Annotated in this window: 12 protein-coding genes and 2 pseudogenes; all 14 read right to left on the bottom strand. The window is 70.5% G+C overall.

The features are described 5' to 3' along the window. Window positions 1-244: 244 nt before the first annotated feature. Window positions 245-1,114: an FHA domain-containing protein gene (locus D7X12_RS28230; RefSeq protein ID WP_120628367.1), complete on the bottom strand. Its 870-nt coding sequence runs from the start codon at window positions 1,112-1,114 to the stop codon at window positions 245-247. 63 nt (window positions 1,115-1,177) lie between these two features. Beyond that, a complete protein-coding gene (locus tag D7X12_RS28225) occupies window positions 1,178-3,403 on the bottom strand; it encodes a hypothetical protein (protein WP_147443828.1) in 2,226 nt (741 codons plus the stop codon). Continuing rightward, complete coding sequence (locus D7X12_RS28220) at window positions 3,400-4,935, bottom strand: YncE family protein (RefSeq protein WP_120628365.1); 1,536 nt, start codon at window positions 4,933-4,935, stop codon at window positions 3,400-3,402. The genes D7X12_RS28225 and D7X12_RS28220 overlap by 4 nt, the downstream gene beginning before the upstream one ends. A 169-nt stretch (window positions 4,936-5,104) precedes the next feature. Beyond that, entirely contained in the window at window positions 5,105-7,219 is a 2,115-nt protein-coding gene (gene glyS / locus D7X12_RS28215) for a glycine--tRNA ligase subunit beta (RefSeq protein ID WP_120628364.1), read from the bottom strand. Beyond that, the gene (glyQ, locus tag D7X12_RS28210) at window positions 7,209-8,210 is read right to left on the bottom strand and encodes a glycine--tRNA ligase subunit alpha (RefSeq protein WP_120628363.1); all 1,002 of its coding nucleotides are present in this window, start codon (window positions 8,208-8,210) and stop codon (window positions 7,209-7,211) included. Before glyQ ends, glyS begins: the two co-directional genes overlap by 11 nt. Window positions 8,211-8,354: 144 nt before the next feature. Then, a pseudogene (locus D7X12_RS28205) lies at window positions 8,355-9,874 on the bottom strand (serine/threonine protein kinase); the annotation flags it as partial. 116 nt (window positions 9,875-9,990) lie between these two features. After that, the gene (locus D7X12_RS28200; protein ID WP_208719336.1) at window positions 9,991-10,779 is read right to left on the bottom strand and encodes a nucleotidyltransferase domain-containing protein; all 789 of its coding nucleotides are present in this window, start codon (window positions 10,777-10,779) and stop codon (window positions 9,991-9,993) included. After that, window positions 10,776-12,068: a DNA polymerase beta superfamily protein gene (locus tag D7X12_RS28195; protein ID WP_120628362.1), complete on the bottom strand. Its 1,293-nt coding sequence runs from the start codon at window positions 12,066-12,068 to the stop codon at window positions 10,776-10,778. The genes D7X12_RS28200 and D7X12_RS28195 overlap by 4 nt, the downstream gene beginning before the upstream one ends. Before the next feature lie 78 nt (window positions 12,069-12,146). Further along, window positions 12,147-13,172, bottom strand: a complete 1,026-nt coding sequence (locus D7X12_RS28190) for a carbohydrate kinase family protein (RefSeq protein WP_120628361.1) — start codon at window positions 13,170-13,172, stop codon at window positions 12,147-12,149. A gap of 34 nt (window positions 13,173-13,206) precedes the next feature. Continuing rightward, window positions 13,207-13,941, bottom strand: coding sequence for a DNA repair protein RecO (gene recO, locus D7X12_RS28185; RefSeq protein WP_120628360.1), 735 nt, complete (start codon window positions 13,939-13,941; stop codon window positions 13,207-13,209). A 9-nt stretch (window positions 13,942-13,950) separates the two neighbouring features. After that, window positions 13,951-14,337 (bottom strand): helix-turn-helix domain-containing protein, encoded by a 387-nt coding sequence (locus tag D7X12_RS28180; protein WP_120612529.1) that lies wholly within the window; start codon window positions 14,335-14,337, stop codon window positions 13,951-13,953. 18 nt (window positions 14,338-14,355) lie between these two features. After that, window positions 14,356-15,114 (bottom strand): social motility TPR repeat lipoprotein Tgl, encoded by a 759-nt coding sequence (gene tgl, locus D7X12_RS28175; protein ID WP_120628359.1) that lies wholly within the window; start codon window positions 15,112-15,114, stop codon window positions 14,356-14,358. A gap of 23 nt (window positions 15,115-15,137) precedes the next feature. After that, window positions 15,138-15,602, bottom strand: a complete 465-nt coding sequence (locus D7X12_RS28170; RefSeq protein WP_120612519.1) for a social motility and stimulation tgl protein — start codon at window positions 15,600-15,602, stop codon at window positions 15,138-15,140. 29 nt (window positions 15,603-15,631) lie between these two features. Further along, a pseudogene (locus D7X12_RS28165) lies at window positions 15,632-16,055 on the bottom strand (hypothetical protein); the annotation flags it as partial.

Raw genomic sequence — 16,055 nt, 5'->3', positions numbered from 1 at the left:
CACCCGCGCACCCCGAGCCCCAGCACGATGAGCGGATAGGTCACGGCATTGGGGATGAGCCGGCGCAGCACGTCGGTCACCACCGCAATCACCAGGGCCACTCCCAGAATCGTCCACAGCGCGAGCTGAACAGGTGTCATTCGGCACCTGTCCCCTTGTCGGGCAGGCGACCCTCATCAAACCAGGGAGGGCCGCAGCCCGTCAAATGCTCAACACGGCCATCGGACGGAGGGGCAGCGCGTCATCAGTGGATGACGAGGCGGATCTTCTCGCTGCAGATGAAGTACTCGTCCCCGTCTTCAACCTTGCGGCGCTTGATGCGCTGCTTGTTGAACCAGGTCCCGTTCGAGGAGCCGAGGTCCTCGATGTAGAAGTCGCTGCCATCGCGGGCGATGACGGCGTGCTCGCGCGACACCTTGCCGGAGTTGATGACGAAGTCGCAGTGCTTGCCACGGCCGATGACGTAGCGGTCCTTGATGATCTTCTCCTGCTCACCGGATTCGGTGACCAGGTAGAGCGACGCGCCCTCCTCCTCGTCGGCCTCCTCCGCGGGCTCCTCGTCGGCCTCCTCCGCAGGTTCGTCCTCCAACTCGTCCTCGAGCGGCGGATCCTCCTGCTCGGGCAGGGGCTCCTCCTCGTCCTCGATCATGTCGTCGGCGGACGGAGGGGGCGGCTCGTTCTTGCCCTTGATGAGCCGCTCCAGCTCCGCGGCCGTCTCCAGGACGCGCTCGGCCACTTCGCGGCGCACCGGATCATTGTCCAGGCCGTTGGAGGACGGGCGCTCCTCGGCCGTGTTGCGCGCGGCGGGCCGGGAGGACGCGGCTTCAGCGCGCGCGGGCGCGAGCACCGGCGGCGCACCCTTGGACGACGCGGCCGCGGCAGGCGGCGGGGAAGCCGGACGCGGCGAGGGCGTGGGCGACGGCACCGCCGCCACCGACGGCTCCGCCTTCGCCTTCACGTCGATGAAGCCGTTGAGGCGCGCGAACATGAAGAGCGCCTGGTTGATGAGCGCGTCGCGATCCGACCCCATCTGCTGGGCCATCTCTTCGTACGTCTCCCACAGGTGCTCGGCGATGCCGACCTTGCGTGCGGGACGGGAGTTCTGATCGATCATCGTTCTTGGCTCGGGAAATGCTGACCGTGGGGGACGATAACAGAGCCGGTCCGGACCGCCCAGTTACTGGAAGGCCCGGACAAACTGGAAGTTGTCCGCGTTGTCGGTGATCTGCTCCAGGGCGAACTGGAGCAGGCCGTCCGCGGAAGGATAGGCGATATAGGCGAGGCTGGAGGCGGCTTCGCCGCTCCCGACGTTCGTGGCGACCACGGTGCCGGGCAGGCGGTAGGCCGCCAGGTTGCTCGTGTCGCGCGTGTCCACCTTGAAGACGAAGCGGCGGAAGCGCGGCTGCAACACCACCAGGTAGCGGTCGCCAGGGTTGAGCCGTTGCGCATCCCCGAACACCGCCGTCAGCGTGAGCGTCAGCGGCGCCTGAGCGAAGGTCGGCTCCGGCAGCGGATCCGGCGGCGCCGGCGGGAGCCGCCCGAGGTCGAAGTTGTCCACGTGGTAGTAATAATCCAACTGGGTGGACACCGTGTACGGCTCGCCCACCGCCAGCCGCTGCACATAGCTGTCGCTGGTCTCCAGGCCCGCGTAGAGCACGTAGGGCTTCGCGAGGGGCCCGGCGCGCACGGAGAAGTTGGCGTACGTGGCGCAGTCCGTCAGCGCGGTGAGCGTGTCCGGGTCCGCCAGGTCCGGCAGGAGCCGGGTGCGGCCGTCGCCCTGGTCCTCCAGGCGCAGCACCTTGATGTTCTGCGGGCAGGCGCCCACGTTGTTCGCCAGCACGATGGTGTCACCCGGCATCACCCCCCGGGACGTGGCCAGGGAGGTCTCCACCAGGAAGGGCGGATCCTCCACGCTGACGTCGCGCACCAGGTCCAGCAGGCCTGGCAGGACGCCCTGGAAGACGAAGCGGTAGGTCCCGGAGGGCAGCGTCCCGTCACAGACATTGACCGTGGCGTTGGTCACCGCCGCATTCGGAGGGCAGGGCTTCTGGTTCACGCCCGTCTGACTCACGATGATGCTCTGGAACTGGGCCGCGCGGACATTCTCGTTGCCGTCGCGCAGCTCCACCGCCACCGCCGCGCGCTGATCCACTGTCTCGGAGTTGTTCGGATCCGCCGGCTTGGGAACGCGGTCCAGGTTGAACGTCCGCCGCTCGTCGGCGCGGAACAGGGTGATCTCCCCGCTGGACGACGGCATGATCCCCAGCAGCGGGACGCGTCCGATGCGGACCGTCCCGTCCCCCAACACCTGGCGGACCTCCAGGTCCGGACGCAGGGTGAGCCCCGTGGGCAGGCCCTGGGACGGCCGCAGCGTCAGCATGGGCGTGCCGGAGGCGTCGCGGGCGAGCACCGGCGTCGGGGACAGCGTCTGCCCCGGCCCGTTGTCGAGCGCGATGACGCCCTCGCAATCCGTCGAGGCGCACGTCAGCTCATCGAGCACCACGTACACATACCGTCCCTCGCGCACGCGGTCGTTCTCCTGACCGGAGGACGGAATGAACGTCGGGTGCGTGGTGACGAACCGCGCCGGGATGTCCACCAGGTCCGCGTAGTCCGGCACCGAGAAGGGCACCGGGCGCGGCCGCTTGTAGGGGATCTCCACCGAGCCGCCGTCCGCCACGGCGCGCACCAGCCGGCTGGTGCCCGTCACGTTGCGGATGGCGAGCACCAGCGACTCCGTCACGCCCGCCTTCACCGGCAGGACGATCATGGACAGCACCGTGTCCGCGGGCCGCAGGCAGAAGACGGGCAACGCGGGCGGCAGCGCCGCGGCGTCGAAGTTCTCCGGACCGGGGAGGTCCTGGCGCATCACCACCCCGCCCCCGAAGGGACCGCAGAGCTGCTCGGCGGCCTCCGGGCGCGTCTGGAGCGCGTAGAACAGGACGCTCGGAGCCGTTTCGGACACCGGGCCGTGCGCGGTGAAGGCGGTGATGAGCTGGCCGGTGGACAGGCGCGTCACCTCGTTGAGGCGCGCGCGGTCCGCGGCCACCACGGAGATATCCCGGCCCCCGGAGCTGCGGGCGTAGATGTACGGGCCGGCGACGTCGTTGCCTTGCGCGTCGTAGCCCACGTCGCGGGTGAGCGCGTCGGGCCGCGCGATGACGGGGATGGCCAGCGGCTCCAGCGGGTTGGGCGCGGGGATGAACTCGCGCGGGGTGCGCTCCAGGTCCAGCACGCGCAGTTCGTCCCGGTCCTGCGAGGTGACGAAGACGAGGTTGTTGGACAACACCACGTCGTAGGTGCCGGCCAGGCCGGCGGCGCCCGCCGTGGTGGTGGTGTCGGAGCAGGCGCCCAGCAAGCCAGAGGCGCTCAACAACAGGGCAGCAGGGATGCCGCGCTTCAAGGTTGGTTCTCCTGGCACACGCTGGTGCCCTGGTTCGGATCCCTCTGCTGCTGCGTGCCGAGCCGCGCCGTCAGCTTCGCGTCCTGGGGACGGGTGAGGTCGGGGATGTCCACGATGGCCACCTGCCCGTCTCCGAAGTTGGTCACGAACAGTCGCGCCGCGTTCGCGCCGGGCGGGTTGTCCACCGTCAGCCCGAAGGCCTGCGACGGGTTGCTGGTCTGGTTCTGCGAGTTGACGAGCGGCACCTGGGCGACGACCTGCCCCAGCGCCTCGTCGTAGAGGGACACCGCGCTGTCACCGGTGCTCGTCACCGCGAGGATGTTCGTGTTGGCGTCGTTGGGCGGCGCCTGCCGGCTGATGAGCTGCATGTCACTGACGCCGTCGGGCATGGGCACCGCGGAGGCCACCCGGAAGAAGGGCGTGGTGGCCGCGCCGCCGGGCACCGCTTCGTATTCGAAGTCGAGCGTGAGCAGCGTGTCCGGGCCCCGCGCCAGCATGTACAGCCGCTCGCGCACGAGGTTGGGACGGGCCGCGAGCTCCGCGGCCGTCACCGGCCGGGACACCACCCGGGCCGCGCGCGCCTCACGGATGCCGTACACGCTCGACAGGTTGGGCTCCAGGACGGTCCCGGGCACGTTCTTGTCCACCAGCCGCAGCACGAAGTTCGCCGCCACCGTGCCGTTGGTGCCTTCCACGAAGTTGCGGCCCGTCACGTAGATGTACCCCGCGCCCACGGTGGTCGAATCCGAGCCGCCGTACGCGTAGCCGGTGGGCGACAGCGGGATGAAGCCCAGGGTGTCGCGGGTGGGGTTGTCCGTCTTCAGCGTGACGAGGTAGTTCTCGAAGTTGGTGCTGGACCTCGCGGGCGAGTCCGCCGCCTCCGAGTGCGTCACGTACAGCGTGCCGCTCGCGTCATCCACCGTCACGCCGATGGGCGACGGCGCGCGCGGCGGATCCGTGCGGCCCTCCTCGCGCAGCGACTCCGGGATGTCGTTCGTGAGCGACAGCGAGCCCTCGCGGCAGTCCACGCCGCCCTGCACGCAGCGGAGGACCGGCGCGCCGTTGGCGCCCAGGGAGACGTCCACCGCGTGCAGGTCATTGCCCTCCGCGCGCGAGGGGACGAACAGGCGGGGCAGCCCGCTGCCCGGGTTGACCCACAGGGCCATGTCCCCCGCGAAGCTGCGGATCTGCACCAGCGAGTCGCCGGACGTGGACAGGTCCTCGAAGACGAGCGGGCTCGCGGGCACGGCGCTGCCCAGCCGGGGCACGGAGACGGACTGGCCGTCCGCCTGCGCGCTCAGCGCGTCCAGGTTGAGCGCGACCACCGAGCCGGAGTCGTAGCAGTTGTCGAAGTTCGCGTTCGCGACGAAGAGGTAGCCGTTGCTCGCCGCGGGTCCGCCAGCCGTGGGTGGGCGCCAGAACGCCACCCCACTGGGGTACACGAAGCGGGTGGACGGGGGCGGGTTCGGTTCGGATTCAGTCGAACACGCCGTGACGAACAACAGCGCGGAGGTCAGGAAGGGGAGGCGCATCAGAGGGGGGCGGAGTGTAGGAACGCCGCGCTGCCCCGGGCAACTGAATAGGGTTCTTCCTATTCCCGGACGCCCGCCCGCCGACACCCAGGCATCCCTCCGGGCAACGCGTCCCGCCCCCCTGGCAGGGGGGCGGGCGCGCTCCGGCGCTCCAGCGGCCGTCAGGGCATCAGGCGGCGGCGGCGGCGACCTCGGCCTGGATCTTGGAGAAGTCCGCCACCTGGTTGAACAGGGCGCCAATCTCCGTGAGGAACCGGATGCGGTTCTCCCGCAGGTCCTTGTCCTCGGCCATGACCATCACCTTGTCGAAGAAGGTGTCCACGGCGGGCTTCAGGCCGGTGATTTCGCGCAGGGCTCCGGCGAAGTCGTCCGCGCGCACGTGCTGGCCCACCTTGTCGCGCGCCTGGGTGAAGGCGGTGTGGAGGTTGCGCTCGGGCTCGTCCGTGAAGCGCTGCGGGTTGGTCTGTCCGCCGGCCACGTCCTTGCCCTGCTTCTCCACGATGTTGACCACGCGCTTGAAGGCCGCCGCGAGCGGCTGGAAGTCCGAGTGGCCCACCAGCGGGCTCAGCGCCTCCAGGCGCTTCTTCGCGGCGACCAGGTCGTCGAAGCCCACGGCCAGCACCGCCTCCACCACGTCCGTGCGGTGCTGCTCCCCCCACAGCGCCTTGAGGCGGCCGCGGAAGAACTCCAGCACCTGCTCGCGCGGCGCGGCCTCCCCCGGCTTGCGCTTCACGTTGGCGAGCTTCGGCGCCAGCAGGCGCAGCGCCTCGTCCACCGCGGCCGACAGGCTGAAGCGGTAGCCGCGCCCCAGCACGATGCGGATGATGGCCAGGCACGAGCGGCGCAGCGCGAACGGATCCGCCGCACCCGACGGGGCCTTGCCAATGGCGAAGATGCCGCACAGCGAGTCCAACCGGTCCGCCAGGCCGATGAGCGCGCCCGCGTCCTGGGTCGGCAGCGCGTCCTCGGCGCCCCGGGGCAGGTAGTGCTCGGAGATGGCGAGCGCCACCGCGTCCGGCTCGCCGCTGGCGCGCGCGTACTCGCGGCCCATGACGCCCTGGAGCTCCGGGAACTCACCCACCATGCCGGTGACGAGGTCCGCCTTGGACAGCGTGGCGGCGCGCTCCACCGTGGCCGCCTCCCCTGCCCTGTCCGCGTGCTGCGCGAGCCAGCCCGCGAGCGAGCGGAAGCGCTCCACCTTCTCCAGGTACGTGCCCAGCTGGTTCTGCCACATCACGCGGCCCAGCTTCTCCACGCGGTCGCCCAGCGGCGTCTTGCGGTCCTCGTCGAAGAAGAAGCGCCCGTCCGCGAGCCGCGCCCGCAGCACGCGCTCATAGCCGCGCAGGGACAGCTGCTCGTCGCGCACCGGCGTGTTGGACACGGCGATGAACTTCGGCAGCAGCTTCCCCTGCCCGTCCAGCAGCGAGAAGTAGCGCTGGTGGCTCTTCATCTCCTGCACCAGCACCTCCGGCGGCAGGTCCAGGTGGCGCTCGTCGAAGCTGCCCACCACGGGGCTCGGCAGCTCCACCAGGTTCGTCACCTGGTCCACCAGCCCCTCGTCCTCCAGGAGCTGGCCGCCCGCCTTCTTCGCCGCGGCGGTCACCTTCTGCACGAGCGCCGCGCGGCGCTTGCCGATGTCCGCCAGCACGTGCGCCTTCTCCAGCGCGGACTCGTAGTCCGTGGGCGCCTTCAGCAGGATGGGGCCGGGCGCGAGGAAGCGGTGGCCGTAGGTGGTCCGCCCGCTCTTCACGTCGCCGAGCACCACCGGCAGCTCCGTGTCGCCCAGCAGCGCCACCAGCCACTGCACCGGGCGCGCGAAGGCCGTGTCCACGTCACCCCAGCGCATGGACTTGCGGAAGTTGATGCCGTGCACCGCGGTGTGCAGCGCGTCCTGGAGGATGGCGTCCGCCGGACGGCCCTTCTCCTCCACGCGCGCGGACACGTACTCGCCCTTGGCCGTCGTCGTGCGGCCGAGCGCTTCCACCGAAAGCTTGAGCCCCTCGGCGAACTTCTCCGCCGCCTTGGTGGGCTTGCCCTGCGCGTCGAAGGCGGCCTTGGCGCTGGGCCCCAGCACCTCCTTCGTCACGTCCTCGCCCGCGTCCGCCACGTCGCGCACGAGGACGGCCAGCCGGCGCGGCGTTCCGAACGTGCGCACGTCGCCGTGCTTCAGGCGCGCGTCGGCCATGCGCTCGGCGAGCACGCGCTTCAGGTCCTCCAGCGCGGGCACGATGAACGACGCCGGGATCTCCTCGGCACCGATTTCCAGGAGCAGATCACGCGCCACGGGCCACCTCCGTCTTGTCCGTCTTCTCCTTCTTCTCCACGGGCTTGTTGAGCGTCACCGTCTTCCAGTAGTCGCTGGCGGGCTTGCCCTCCAGCACCGGCGGCTGCTCCCCCACCGTCCACGGCGTCTTCGTCAGCGGGAAGCCCAGCCGCTCGCGCATCTGCAGGTAGCCCTCCGCGCACAGGCGCGCGTTGTCGCGCACGCGCTTGATGAAGTTGGCGCGCTCGGTGACGGAGATGGCGCCGCGCGCGTCCAGCAGGTTGAACGCGTGGCTGCACTTGAGCGCGTAGTCATACGCGGGCAGCGGCAGGTGGCGCTCGATGAGGCGCTTGCATTCCTTCTCGTACGCGTCGAACAGCGCGAAGAGCATCTGCGGATCCGACTCGTGGAGGGCGTACTTGCTCATCTCCACTTCGTTCGCGTGGAACACCTCGCGGTACTTCACGCCCTTGACCCACTCGATGTCGTAGACGCTCTCCACGTTCTGCAGGTACGTCGTCAGGCGCTCCAGCCCGTACGTCAGCTCCGCGGCCACGGGGCGGCAGTCGAAGCCGCCGCACTGCTGGAAGTAGGTGAACTGCGTCACCTCCATGCCGTCGCACCACACCTCCCAGCCCAGGCCCCAGGCACCCAGCGTGGGGGACTCCCAGTCGTCCTCGACGAAGCGGATGTCGTGCTCCATCGGGTCCATGCCGATCTTCCGCAGGGACTCCAGGTACAGCTCCTGGACGTTCTTGGGCGCGGGCTTGAGGATGACCTGGAACTGGTGGTGCTGGAACAGGCGGTTCGGGTTCTCACCGAAACGGCCGTCCGCGGGGCGACGCGAGGGCTGCACGTAGGCGACGTTCCACGGCTCGGGCCCGAGCGCGTGCAGGAACGTGTACGGGGCCATCGTGCCCGCGCCGACCTCGAGGTCGTACGACTGGGTGACGATGCATCCCTGGTCGGCCCAGTGCTTCTGGAGCGTGAGGATGAGGTCCTGGAAGTACATGGATGGCGAGTCCTTCTCGCAGTGCGTCGAAGGCGGAACGCGGCGGACCCTAGTGAGGGGGTCCAGGAGCGTCAAGGACGGCCATCACTCCGTGTAGGGCGGGAGGTCGGCCAGTCGAATCTGCAGCTTCGTCAGCTCGCCCGGACGGATGGGAACGGACAACAGCTTGCTCGTCCCTCCCGGGTCCTGCGGATCCACCACGCGCAGGCGGTACGTGCCCACCGGGATTGCAATCTTGGTCAGCGGCGACGTGCCCAGCTGGGTCGAGCCGTCGAACACCGCCGCGTTCTTCGGCACCGTGTAGAGCGTCAGCCAGCCCAGGCCCGCCTTCGCCGCACCCTTCGAGGTGGTCGTGTCCAGCACCTCCGCCACGTCCGGCGTCTGCGTGACGGTGGTGACCGGCTCCGGGGGACGCTGCGAGGGCTCCGGCCGGGGCGTCACGGGCGTGGACGGGGTCTTCGCGGCGACGGCCTTGTCGCCCGTGGCAGACTCGGTGGCCCAGTTCGCGGGGGAGCTCCCCTTCGTCTTGCGGCCGCCCTTGACGGGGGCCTTCTTGGTGTCGTCAGGCGTCGCTTCGGCGACTGCACCTGCGCGGTGGCCGCGGCGGCGGCCGTGTCGCTGCCCTCCTCCGCCTGCAGCGCTCCGGCGGCCTCGCTGACGCGGGCGTCCTCGGCGCGGCTGGCCAGTTCCAGGAGGGTGCGCGTCTTCTGACGCTTCTCCTCGAAGAGCTCGCCCATGATGGCGGTCATCTGGTCTTCGTCGAACAGCTCGGAGCCCAGCGTGGACTCAATGGCGCGCGCCAGCTCCCGGCAGGTGCCGAAGCGCTGCCCGGCGTCCCGCGACAGCGCCTTGAGCACCACCGCTTCCAGGGCCTCCGGGATCGCCGGGTTGAGCGAGCGCGGCGCGGGAATCTCCCCGTCCACGATCTGCATCATCACGGCGGCCTCGCCCGGCGCGTTGAACAGGCGCTGACCGGCCACCAGCTCATGCAGCATCACGCCCGCGGAGAACTGGTCGCTGCGGCCATCCAGCGCCTGGCCACGCACCTGCTCCGGGGACATGTAGCCGCTGGTCCCCTTCACCGTGCCCACCTGCGTGCGGCCCAGCTTGCCGCGCGCCTTGGCGATGCCGAAGTCGATCACCTTCACGACGCCGTCGTAGGTGAGCATCACGTTCTTCGGCGACACGTCCCGGTGCACCACCGCCACGGGACGGCCCGACGGATCCATGAAGTGGTGGGCGTAGTGCAGGCCCAGGCAGGTGTCGCGGATCACGCGGGCACTGAAGCCCAGCGGCAGCGCGTAGTTGCGCTTGGCCGCCATCTTCACCACCTGCTCCAGGTTCTGGCCGGGCAGGAACTCCATGGCGAGGTACAGCTCGCCGTCCTCCTCGCCCAGGTCGAACACCTGTCCGATGTTCGCGTGCGAGAAGGCGGCGGTGATGCGCGCCTCGTCGAGGAACATCTTGACGAACTGATCGTCCTTCTTGATGTCGGGGAGGATCTGCTTCACCGCGACGAACTTGCGGAAGCCACCGGGGCCCGAGGTGAATGCGAGGAACAGCTCCGCCATCCCGCCCATCGAGAGTCGGGTGAGGATCTCGTATTTTCCGATGCGCCGCCCCCGGTCGGGATCTTCTCCGGCGGCGCCTCCCTGCGTAGCCATGGCCTCGGGGATGTTACCCGCCGCCGTCCCCCAGGTCGATGATCGTCTTCCAGGGGCCCCTGCCCCACCTCTCCCGGCGGGGTCGGCTTCGGCAGGGGGAGAACGGAGAAAGCGGGTTAGGCCTCGAACCGCTGCCGCCGCACGTCGAGCAGCCACGCTTCGAGCGCGGCCACGGCCGGGGCCGGAGGCTCCAGCGGGAGCACGGAGGCGCCCTCCGCCGCGTCGAGCACGGCGAAGGCCCGCGCCACCTCGCTCCGCCAGCGCTCGCTGAGCGCCTCGGGCAATTCGCTGCGCTCCCCCCGCAGCTTCTGCTCGACCAGGGCATGGGCCTCGCTGAAGCCATACGGCTCCAGGAGGACGGTGACGTCCGTCTCCACCTCGCCCGTGCGCAGCGCGTGCGCCCCGGTGAGGGCGGTGCGCAGCACGTAGAGCAATTTCTTCGCGGAGCGGAAGCCACTCTTCTCCCACTCGCGAAGCTGGCCCTGCGCGAAGCCCCGGTAGTGCCGGTGGATGCGGCGCGACAGCACGGCGCGGACATGGGGGCGCAGCGCCTCCAGCTCCGGAAGGCTCCGCACGGGGATGGCCCCCAGCACGCGCTCCAGGTAGTTGCCGTTGCCCTGCAGGATGCCCAGCAGCACGGGCTGCAGTTCGTTGGACGAGTAGTCCACCTCCACGCCCTCCAGCACCTCCAGCCGTTCGGCGGGCACGTGCCGAGGCTGGAGCGCCAGGAGCGAGGCGGTGGACGCGACGTGGATGGACTTGAGGTCCAGGTCGCTGTCCGGCGAAGGGAAGCCATACGCGTGCGCACCGGAGAGGGAGATGACCAGGTGCTCGCGCTGGCGCGACTCCTCGTCCAGCACCCGGTCCGCCATCCGGCGCTGATGCTCCGTCATCGTGCCCTTCATTCCGCCCCTCCTTCCAGCGCCGGAGCCTCCGGCGCATCACGTCCCAGCGGTCCGGGCGACTTCAGCACCCAGCGCCGCGCGACCTCTTCACCCACCCGCCGCAGCAACCGGTCCGCGCGGGCGTAGTCCGGATGCTCCGGCAACCGGCTCTCCCGGTGCGCGGCCTCCAGCTCCGGCGCCATCGCCTCGGCGTCCCGCAGGACCTCCTCCAGCGGCACCTGCCCGCCCTTGATGTCGAGCAGCCGCGCCTTCAACGCCCCTGTCGCCTCGAAGGTGGGCACTCCGTCGCGCAGCCAGCCCGTCGCCAGCGCCACCAGTCGCAGCAGGTTGTAGGCGTTCTTCGGCCGCAGCTCCCGCGCGGACGGAGGACGCTGGCCACCACCGCGCGCGTACGCGGTCAGCGCCGCGAAGTCGTTGGCCGCGAGCAGCCCCTGGTCCCAGAGCGAGCGGTAGAGCTGCTTCACGTAGGTCTTCGCCGCGAGCACCGCGTCCTCGGGCGTGGGCGCGGTCCGGGGAGACACGGCGGCCAGCCGTCGGGCCACGACGTCCAGGTCCGGCGTGGGCTCCTCGCACAGCCACGCGAGCAGCAGGTCGCGGTGCTCGGCCAGCCGCTGGCTGCGCGTGAGCTTGTCGAGCTGGCTCATGGCATAGCGCCCGAAGCTGCCGAAGATGGCCCGGGAGACGAACGCCTCACGCGCCTCCAGCATCCACGTGCCCAGCTCGTCCAGCGCCGTCGCACCGGGGACGAACAGCGTCTCGAGCGTGTTCGGATCCGCGCGCAGGGCCTGCTCCACCGTCTTGCGAACCTCCCAGTACGTGGTGCTGCCATCCGCGCTCACCAGGTCCTGCGGTGGCTGCGCCAGCCCCAGGGTCCACGGCAGCGGCAGCGCGAACACGCCGCGCACGTCCACGTCGGAGCGCGCGTCCGCCAGCCCCCAGGCATGGCTGCCCACGCGCGTCTCCAAGACGACGCAGGGTCGCAGCGCGCCCCAGGCCGCCTCGCGCCGCTGGGCGAACTGGACCTGGCCCACGCGCCGGGGCACCAGTTCGTCGCGCGCGAACCACACCTCGCCCACGCCGACGATCTGCACGTCGAAGCCGCCGTCATGCGCGCGGACCACGCGGCCCACCACGCCCTGCGGGATGCGGCGCCCCGCCGAGGCCACGCGCTCCACGCGCGTCGTCACCTCGGTGCCATGCGGCAGGGGCACGGACAGCCGGTCGATCTGCTCGAGTCCCCGGACCCTTGAGGAAGTGGCAGAGGAGGATTCATTTCGCGGGTCGCTCATCGGTCCCTCCCAGGCGGGATGGTGGGCCACGAAGGACGCAGTGAAGCACGACAGCCTGACCGGGCGCAGTGCTTCGCTTCAGCGCGCGATGCGCTCCGGGGCGTCCACGCCGGGGGGGCGCGTGGGCATCAAGCCCTCGACCTCCGCCGCCAGGGGAAGGGCCGCCACCGCGCCCAGCTTCGTCACCACCCGCGCCCCCACGCTGGCGGCGAACGTCATCAGCGCGACCAGGTCCCCGCGTGACGCCTCCGCGAGCGAGCGCGCATCGCCGTACCAGCGCACCAGCCCCTGCAGCATCGCGGACACGAAGCCATCTCCCGCGCCCGTGGTGTCCACCACCGTCACCTGGGGCGCGGGGACGTGGACGACCTCTCCCCGCCAGAGGAACACCGCGCCCCGCTCTCCCAGCGTCACCACGGGCAGCCGCACGCCCTGATCCGCCAGGAGCCGCAAGGCCTCCTCGGGCGTGCGCGCGCCGGTCACGAAGGCCACCTCGTCCTCGGACAGCTTCACCACGGTGCACAGGGGCAGCATGCGCCCCAGGAGGGCTCGCAGCTCGTCGGGTTGGGGCCACACCTCGAGCCGCAGGTTCGGATCACAGCTCACGAGCATCCCGGCGTCGCGCGCCAGGGTGAGCATCCGCACCATGGCCTCGCGTGCCTCCGGCAACACCAGCGAGTTGGAGCCGCAGTGCAGCACCTTCGCGCCGCGCACGAAGTCCCCGTCCACATCCGAAGCGTCCAGCAGGAACTCCGCCGAACGCGTCCGGAAGTACGTGAAGCTGCGCTCGCCCCGGGCATCCAGCGACACGAACAGCAGGCCCGTGCGCGCATGGTCCACCTGGCGCAGGTGGCTCACGTCCACGCCCTCCGCCGCCAGCCGGTCGCGCAGGAAGTGGCCGAACTCATCCGAGCCCACCACGCCCACCATCGCCGAGCGCAGGCCCAGCCGCGAAAGCCCCACGGAGACGTTCGCCGGCGAGCCCCCGGGCGCGGGCCGCCACGCCTCCACGTCCCGCACCCGCGCGGCACGTCCGGCCACGGGAAGGAAGTCCACCAGCGTCTCGCCGACACACACCACGTCCAGCGGTCCGGCCCCGTGCATGACGCTCTCCGCCCGCGACGTGCGGGACCGCGCTTCAGTCCAGGCCCACCTGGGCCATGAAGTCCACGCTCTTGAGCCGCCGGCCCAGATGGTGCGAGATGAAGACGTTGAGCAGCCCGCGCGCGCGGGCCCGGAGGTCCGCGGGCAGCGGCGTGCGCCCCCCCTCCTGCAGCGAGCGCAGCCCGGACAGCAGCGCCACCGGCACCGCGACCGAATCCCGCGCGCGTCCGCCGCAGGGCTCGCACACCGCGCCGCCATGGCCCTGGTCGAACCGGGGCCGCTCTCCCGGCGCGCCGCCGCACAGGGCGCAGGAGTCGAAGCGGGGCATCAGCCCGGCCTGCGCCAGTGCCGCCAGCTCGAAGGCGAGCAGCGACGTGGGCCCGGCCTCCTTCGCGTCCAGGCGCTGAAGGTACCCCTCCATCAGCTGGAACAGCTCCGGCTGCGGTTCGTGCTCGCGCGTGAGTTCGCGGCACAGCTCCACGGCGTACAGCGCCCGGGCGATGAGCGACAGATCCTCCCGCGCCGCATAGAAGCCCGCGACGATGTCCGCGGAGTCCAGACGCACCGTGGAGCCGCGCGTCTCCACGAGCTGGACGCGCAGCCGCATGAACGGCTCCAGCGCCCCCGCGAAGCGCCGCTTGCTCTTGCGCGCTCCCGCGGCGAACGCGGTCAGCTTTCCATGCTCGCGCGTCAGCAGCGTCACCATCCGGTCGGCGTCACCGTAGTCGACCGTGGACAGGACGAACGCGTCATCGGCGTACCGCTCCATGATCCCCCTTCAACGCGCCAGGGGCGACGGAAGCTTCCCGGTCAGCACCAGGAACAGGAGCGCGCCCAGGAGCAGCACCGCCAGCACCGCGGCCAGGATGACGTACGCCCGCTTGCGCCGCTCCTTCTCGAGCTGCACGGGCGACGGCGCGGGCACCGCCCGGTCCACCTCCTCGTAGCGCAGCGCCGCTTCCTCTGGCGACAGCCCGATGACCTGCGCGTACGCGCGGATGTAGTTCAGCACGAACACGCGCTCGGGCAGACGCTCCACCTGACCCGCCTCCAGCGCCGCGACGAGGCTGGGGGGGATCTTCGTCTCCCGAGAGACGTCCTCGCGCGACAGCCCGCGGAGCTCGCGTTGCTGGCTGAGGTATTTGCCGAAGTCGACGTGATCCACGGTCCCCAGGGCCCCTGGCTAGAGGTGTTCCAGCAGTTGGCGGCAATCGTCCTTGAGCACCTGCTCGTTGGGCTGGGCCTTCGCCTCGCAGCCCGCGAACGCCTTCTTCGCCGCGTCCACCTGCCCGAGCTTCGCCTGGCACACCCCCTCGCGGTGGTAGGCCTCCGTCGCCTCGGGGCACTTCTCACGGTAGTGGCTGAACTGCCGGCAGGCCTCCTCCGTCTTGCCCGTCTCGTCGTAGATGATGCCCAGGTTCCGGAAGCCCATGCAGAACTCCGGGTTGGTCGTCACCGCCGCCTTGATGTTCTGCAGCGCGTTCGCGGTGTCACCCTTCTTGTAGAGCGCCCAGCCCAGGTTCCCCTGCGCGGAGAAGCCGAAGCGGTACTGCATGTCGTTGAGCGCCTCTTCGTACAGCTTGATGGCGTCGTCGTAGCGGCCCTGGTCCAACCGCAGGTTGCCCAGGTTGTTGCGCGCGTCGGAGAAGGTCGGCCGCAGCTTCAGGGCCTTCTCGTAGTGCGCTGACGCCTCATCCAGCCGGCGGAAGGACAGGTGCAGCAGGATGCCCATCGCGTTGTGGGCCTCCGGGTTGTCCGGGTTCGCATCCAGGGCCTTCTGGTACTCCGCGAGCGCGTCCTGCACATGGCCGTGCTGCTGGGCCTGCACGCCCAGGTCGTAGTGGATCTCCGAACTCCGAAGCTCCTTCTCCGTGGGGACGTGCGCACAGCCCGCGGACGCGAGCACGAACGCGAGGCAGCAGGCGGAAGGGATGCGGAACATGGGTGCCAATCCGGGGTGGAGGTTCAGAACGCGGCCAGGAAGCGGCCCAGGGTGGTGGCGACGTTGCGCTTCTCTTCGGCGCGGGCCTTCACGGCGGGCACGAGCGTGGGCTCCTTGAAGAAGACGGGGAGCGTCTTGAGCCACTCGTCCTGCTGCGCGGGCGCCACGGCGCGCCAGTTCGCGTTGTCCATCATGAAGCCCAGCGACTCCACGAACGCGAGCGCGTCGTCCTCGTCCTCGCGCAGCTCGTCCGCGGACTGGATGCGCCGGCCGGACACGTACACCGCGCAGTCGCCCGCCTCCACCAGGTACAGGTACACGAAGACGCCCGCGCCCTGCCCTCCGCGAAGCCCCACCACGAAGGCCTGTGCCGGCCCCGCCTGCTTGCCGGGGATGGCCACGTGCGGCGCGTTGAGGGACAGGTGCAGCGCGAGCACCTGGTCGCGACTGGCGGGGAGCCCCCGGTAGCGCTCGTCGATGGTGAACACCGTCGTCTCCCTTCCCCGCGCCCCCCGTGTCAGCGGGTGGTGAGGGTGAACTCCTCGGTCGCGTCCTGCGCGTCCGCAGCCGTCTTCTGGAAGCGGATGAGGGGCGTGTCAATCATCACGTTGCCACCGCCCTCATTGCCTTCCCCGATGATCACCTTGAAGACGTTGTTGGGCGAATTGCTGCGCCGGCTTCCCCCCGCCACCTTGCGGGCAATCAGCGTCACCGCGTTCGGCCCGGGACGCAACTGACCGGTGATATCGACGACGACCTGCTCCTCGTTGTTGCGCAAACGACGCACCCAGCGCGAGTTCACGTACACGTCGATGTCGAAGTCCGTCATCCCCGGGGTCGTCTGCTCCGTCACCAGCCAGTAGCGCTGGGTGATGCGTCCCGGAACGGGGGCCGTGGCGGCGGGCGGCACGGGGGCCGGACCCACGCCGGCATCATTGGGG

This window comes from Corallococcus sicarius, assembly GCF_003611735.1.
GTDB classification, from domain to species: domain Bacteria; phylum Myxococcota; class Myxococcia; order Myxococcales; family Myxococcaceae; genus Corallococcus; species Corallococcus sicarius.
This window is presented reverse-complemented; position numbering and strand designations above follow the sequence as displayed.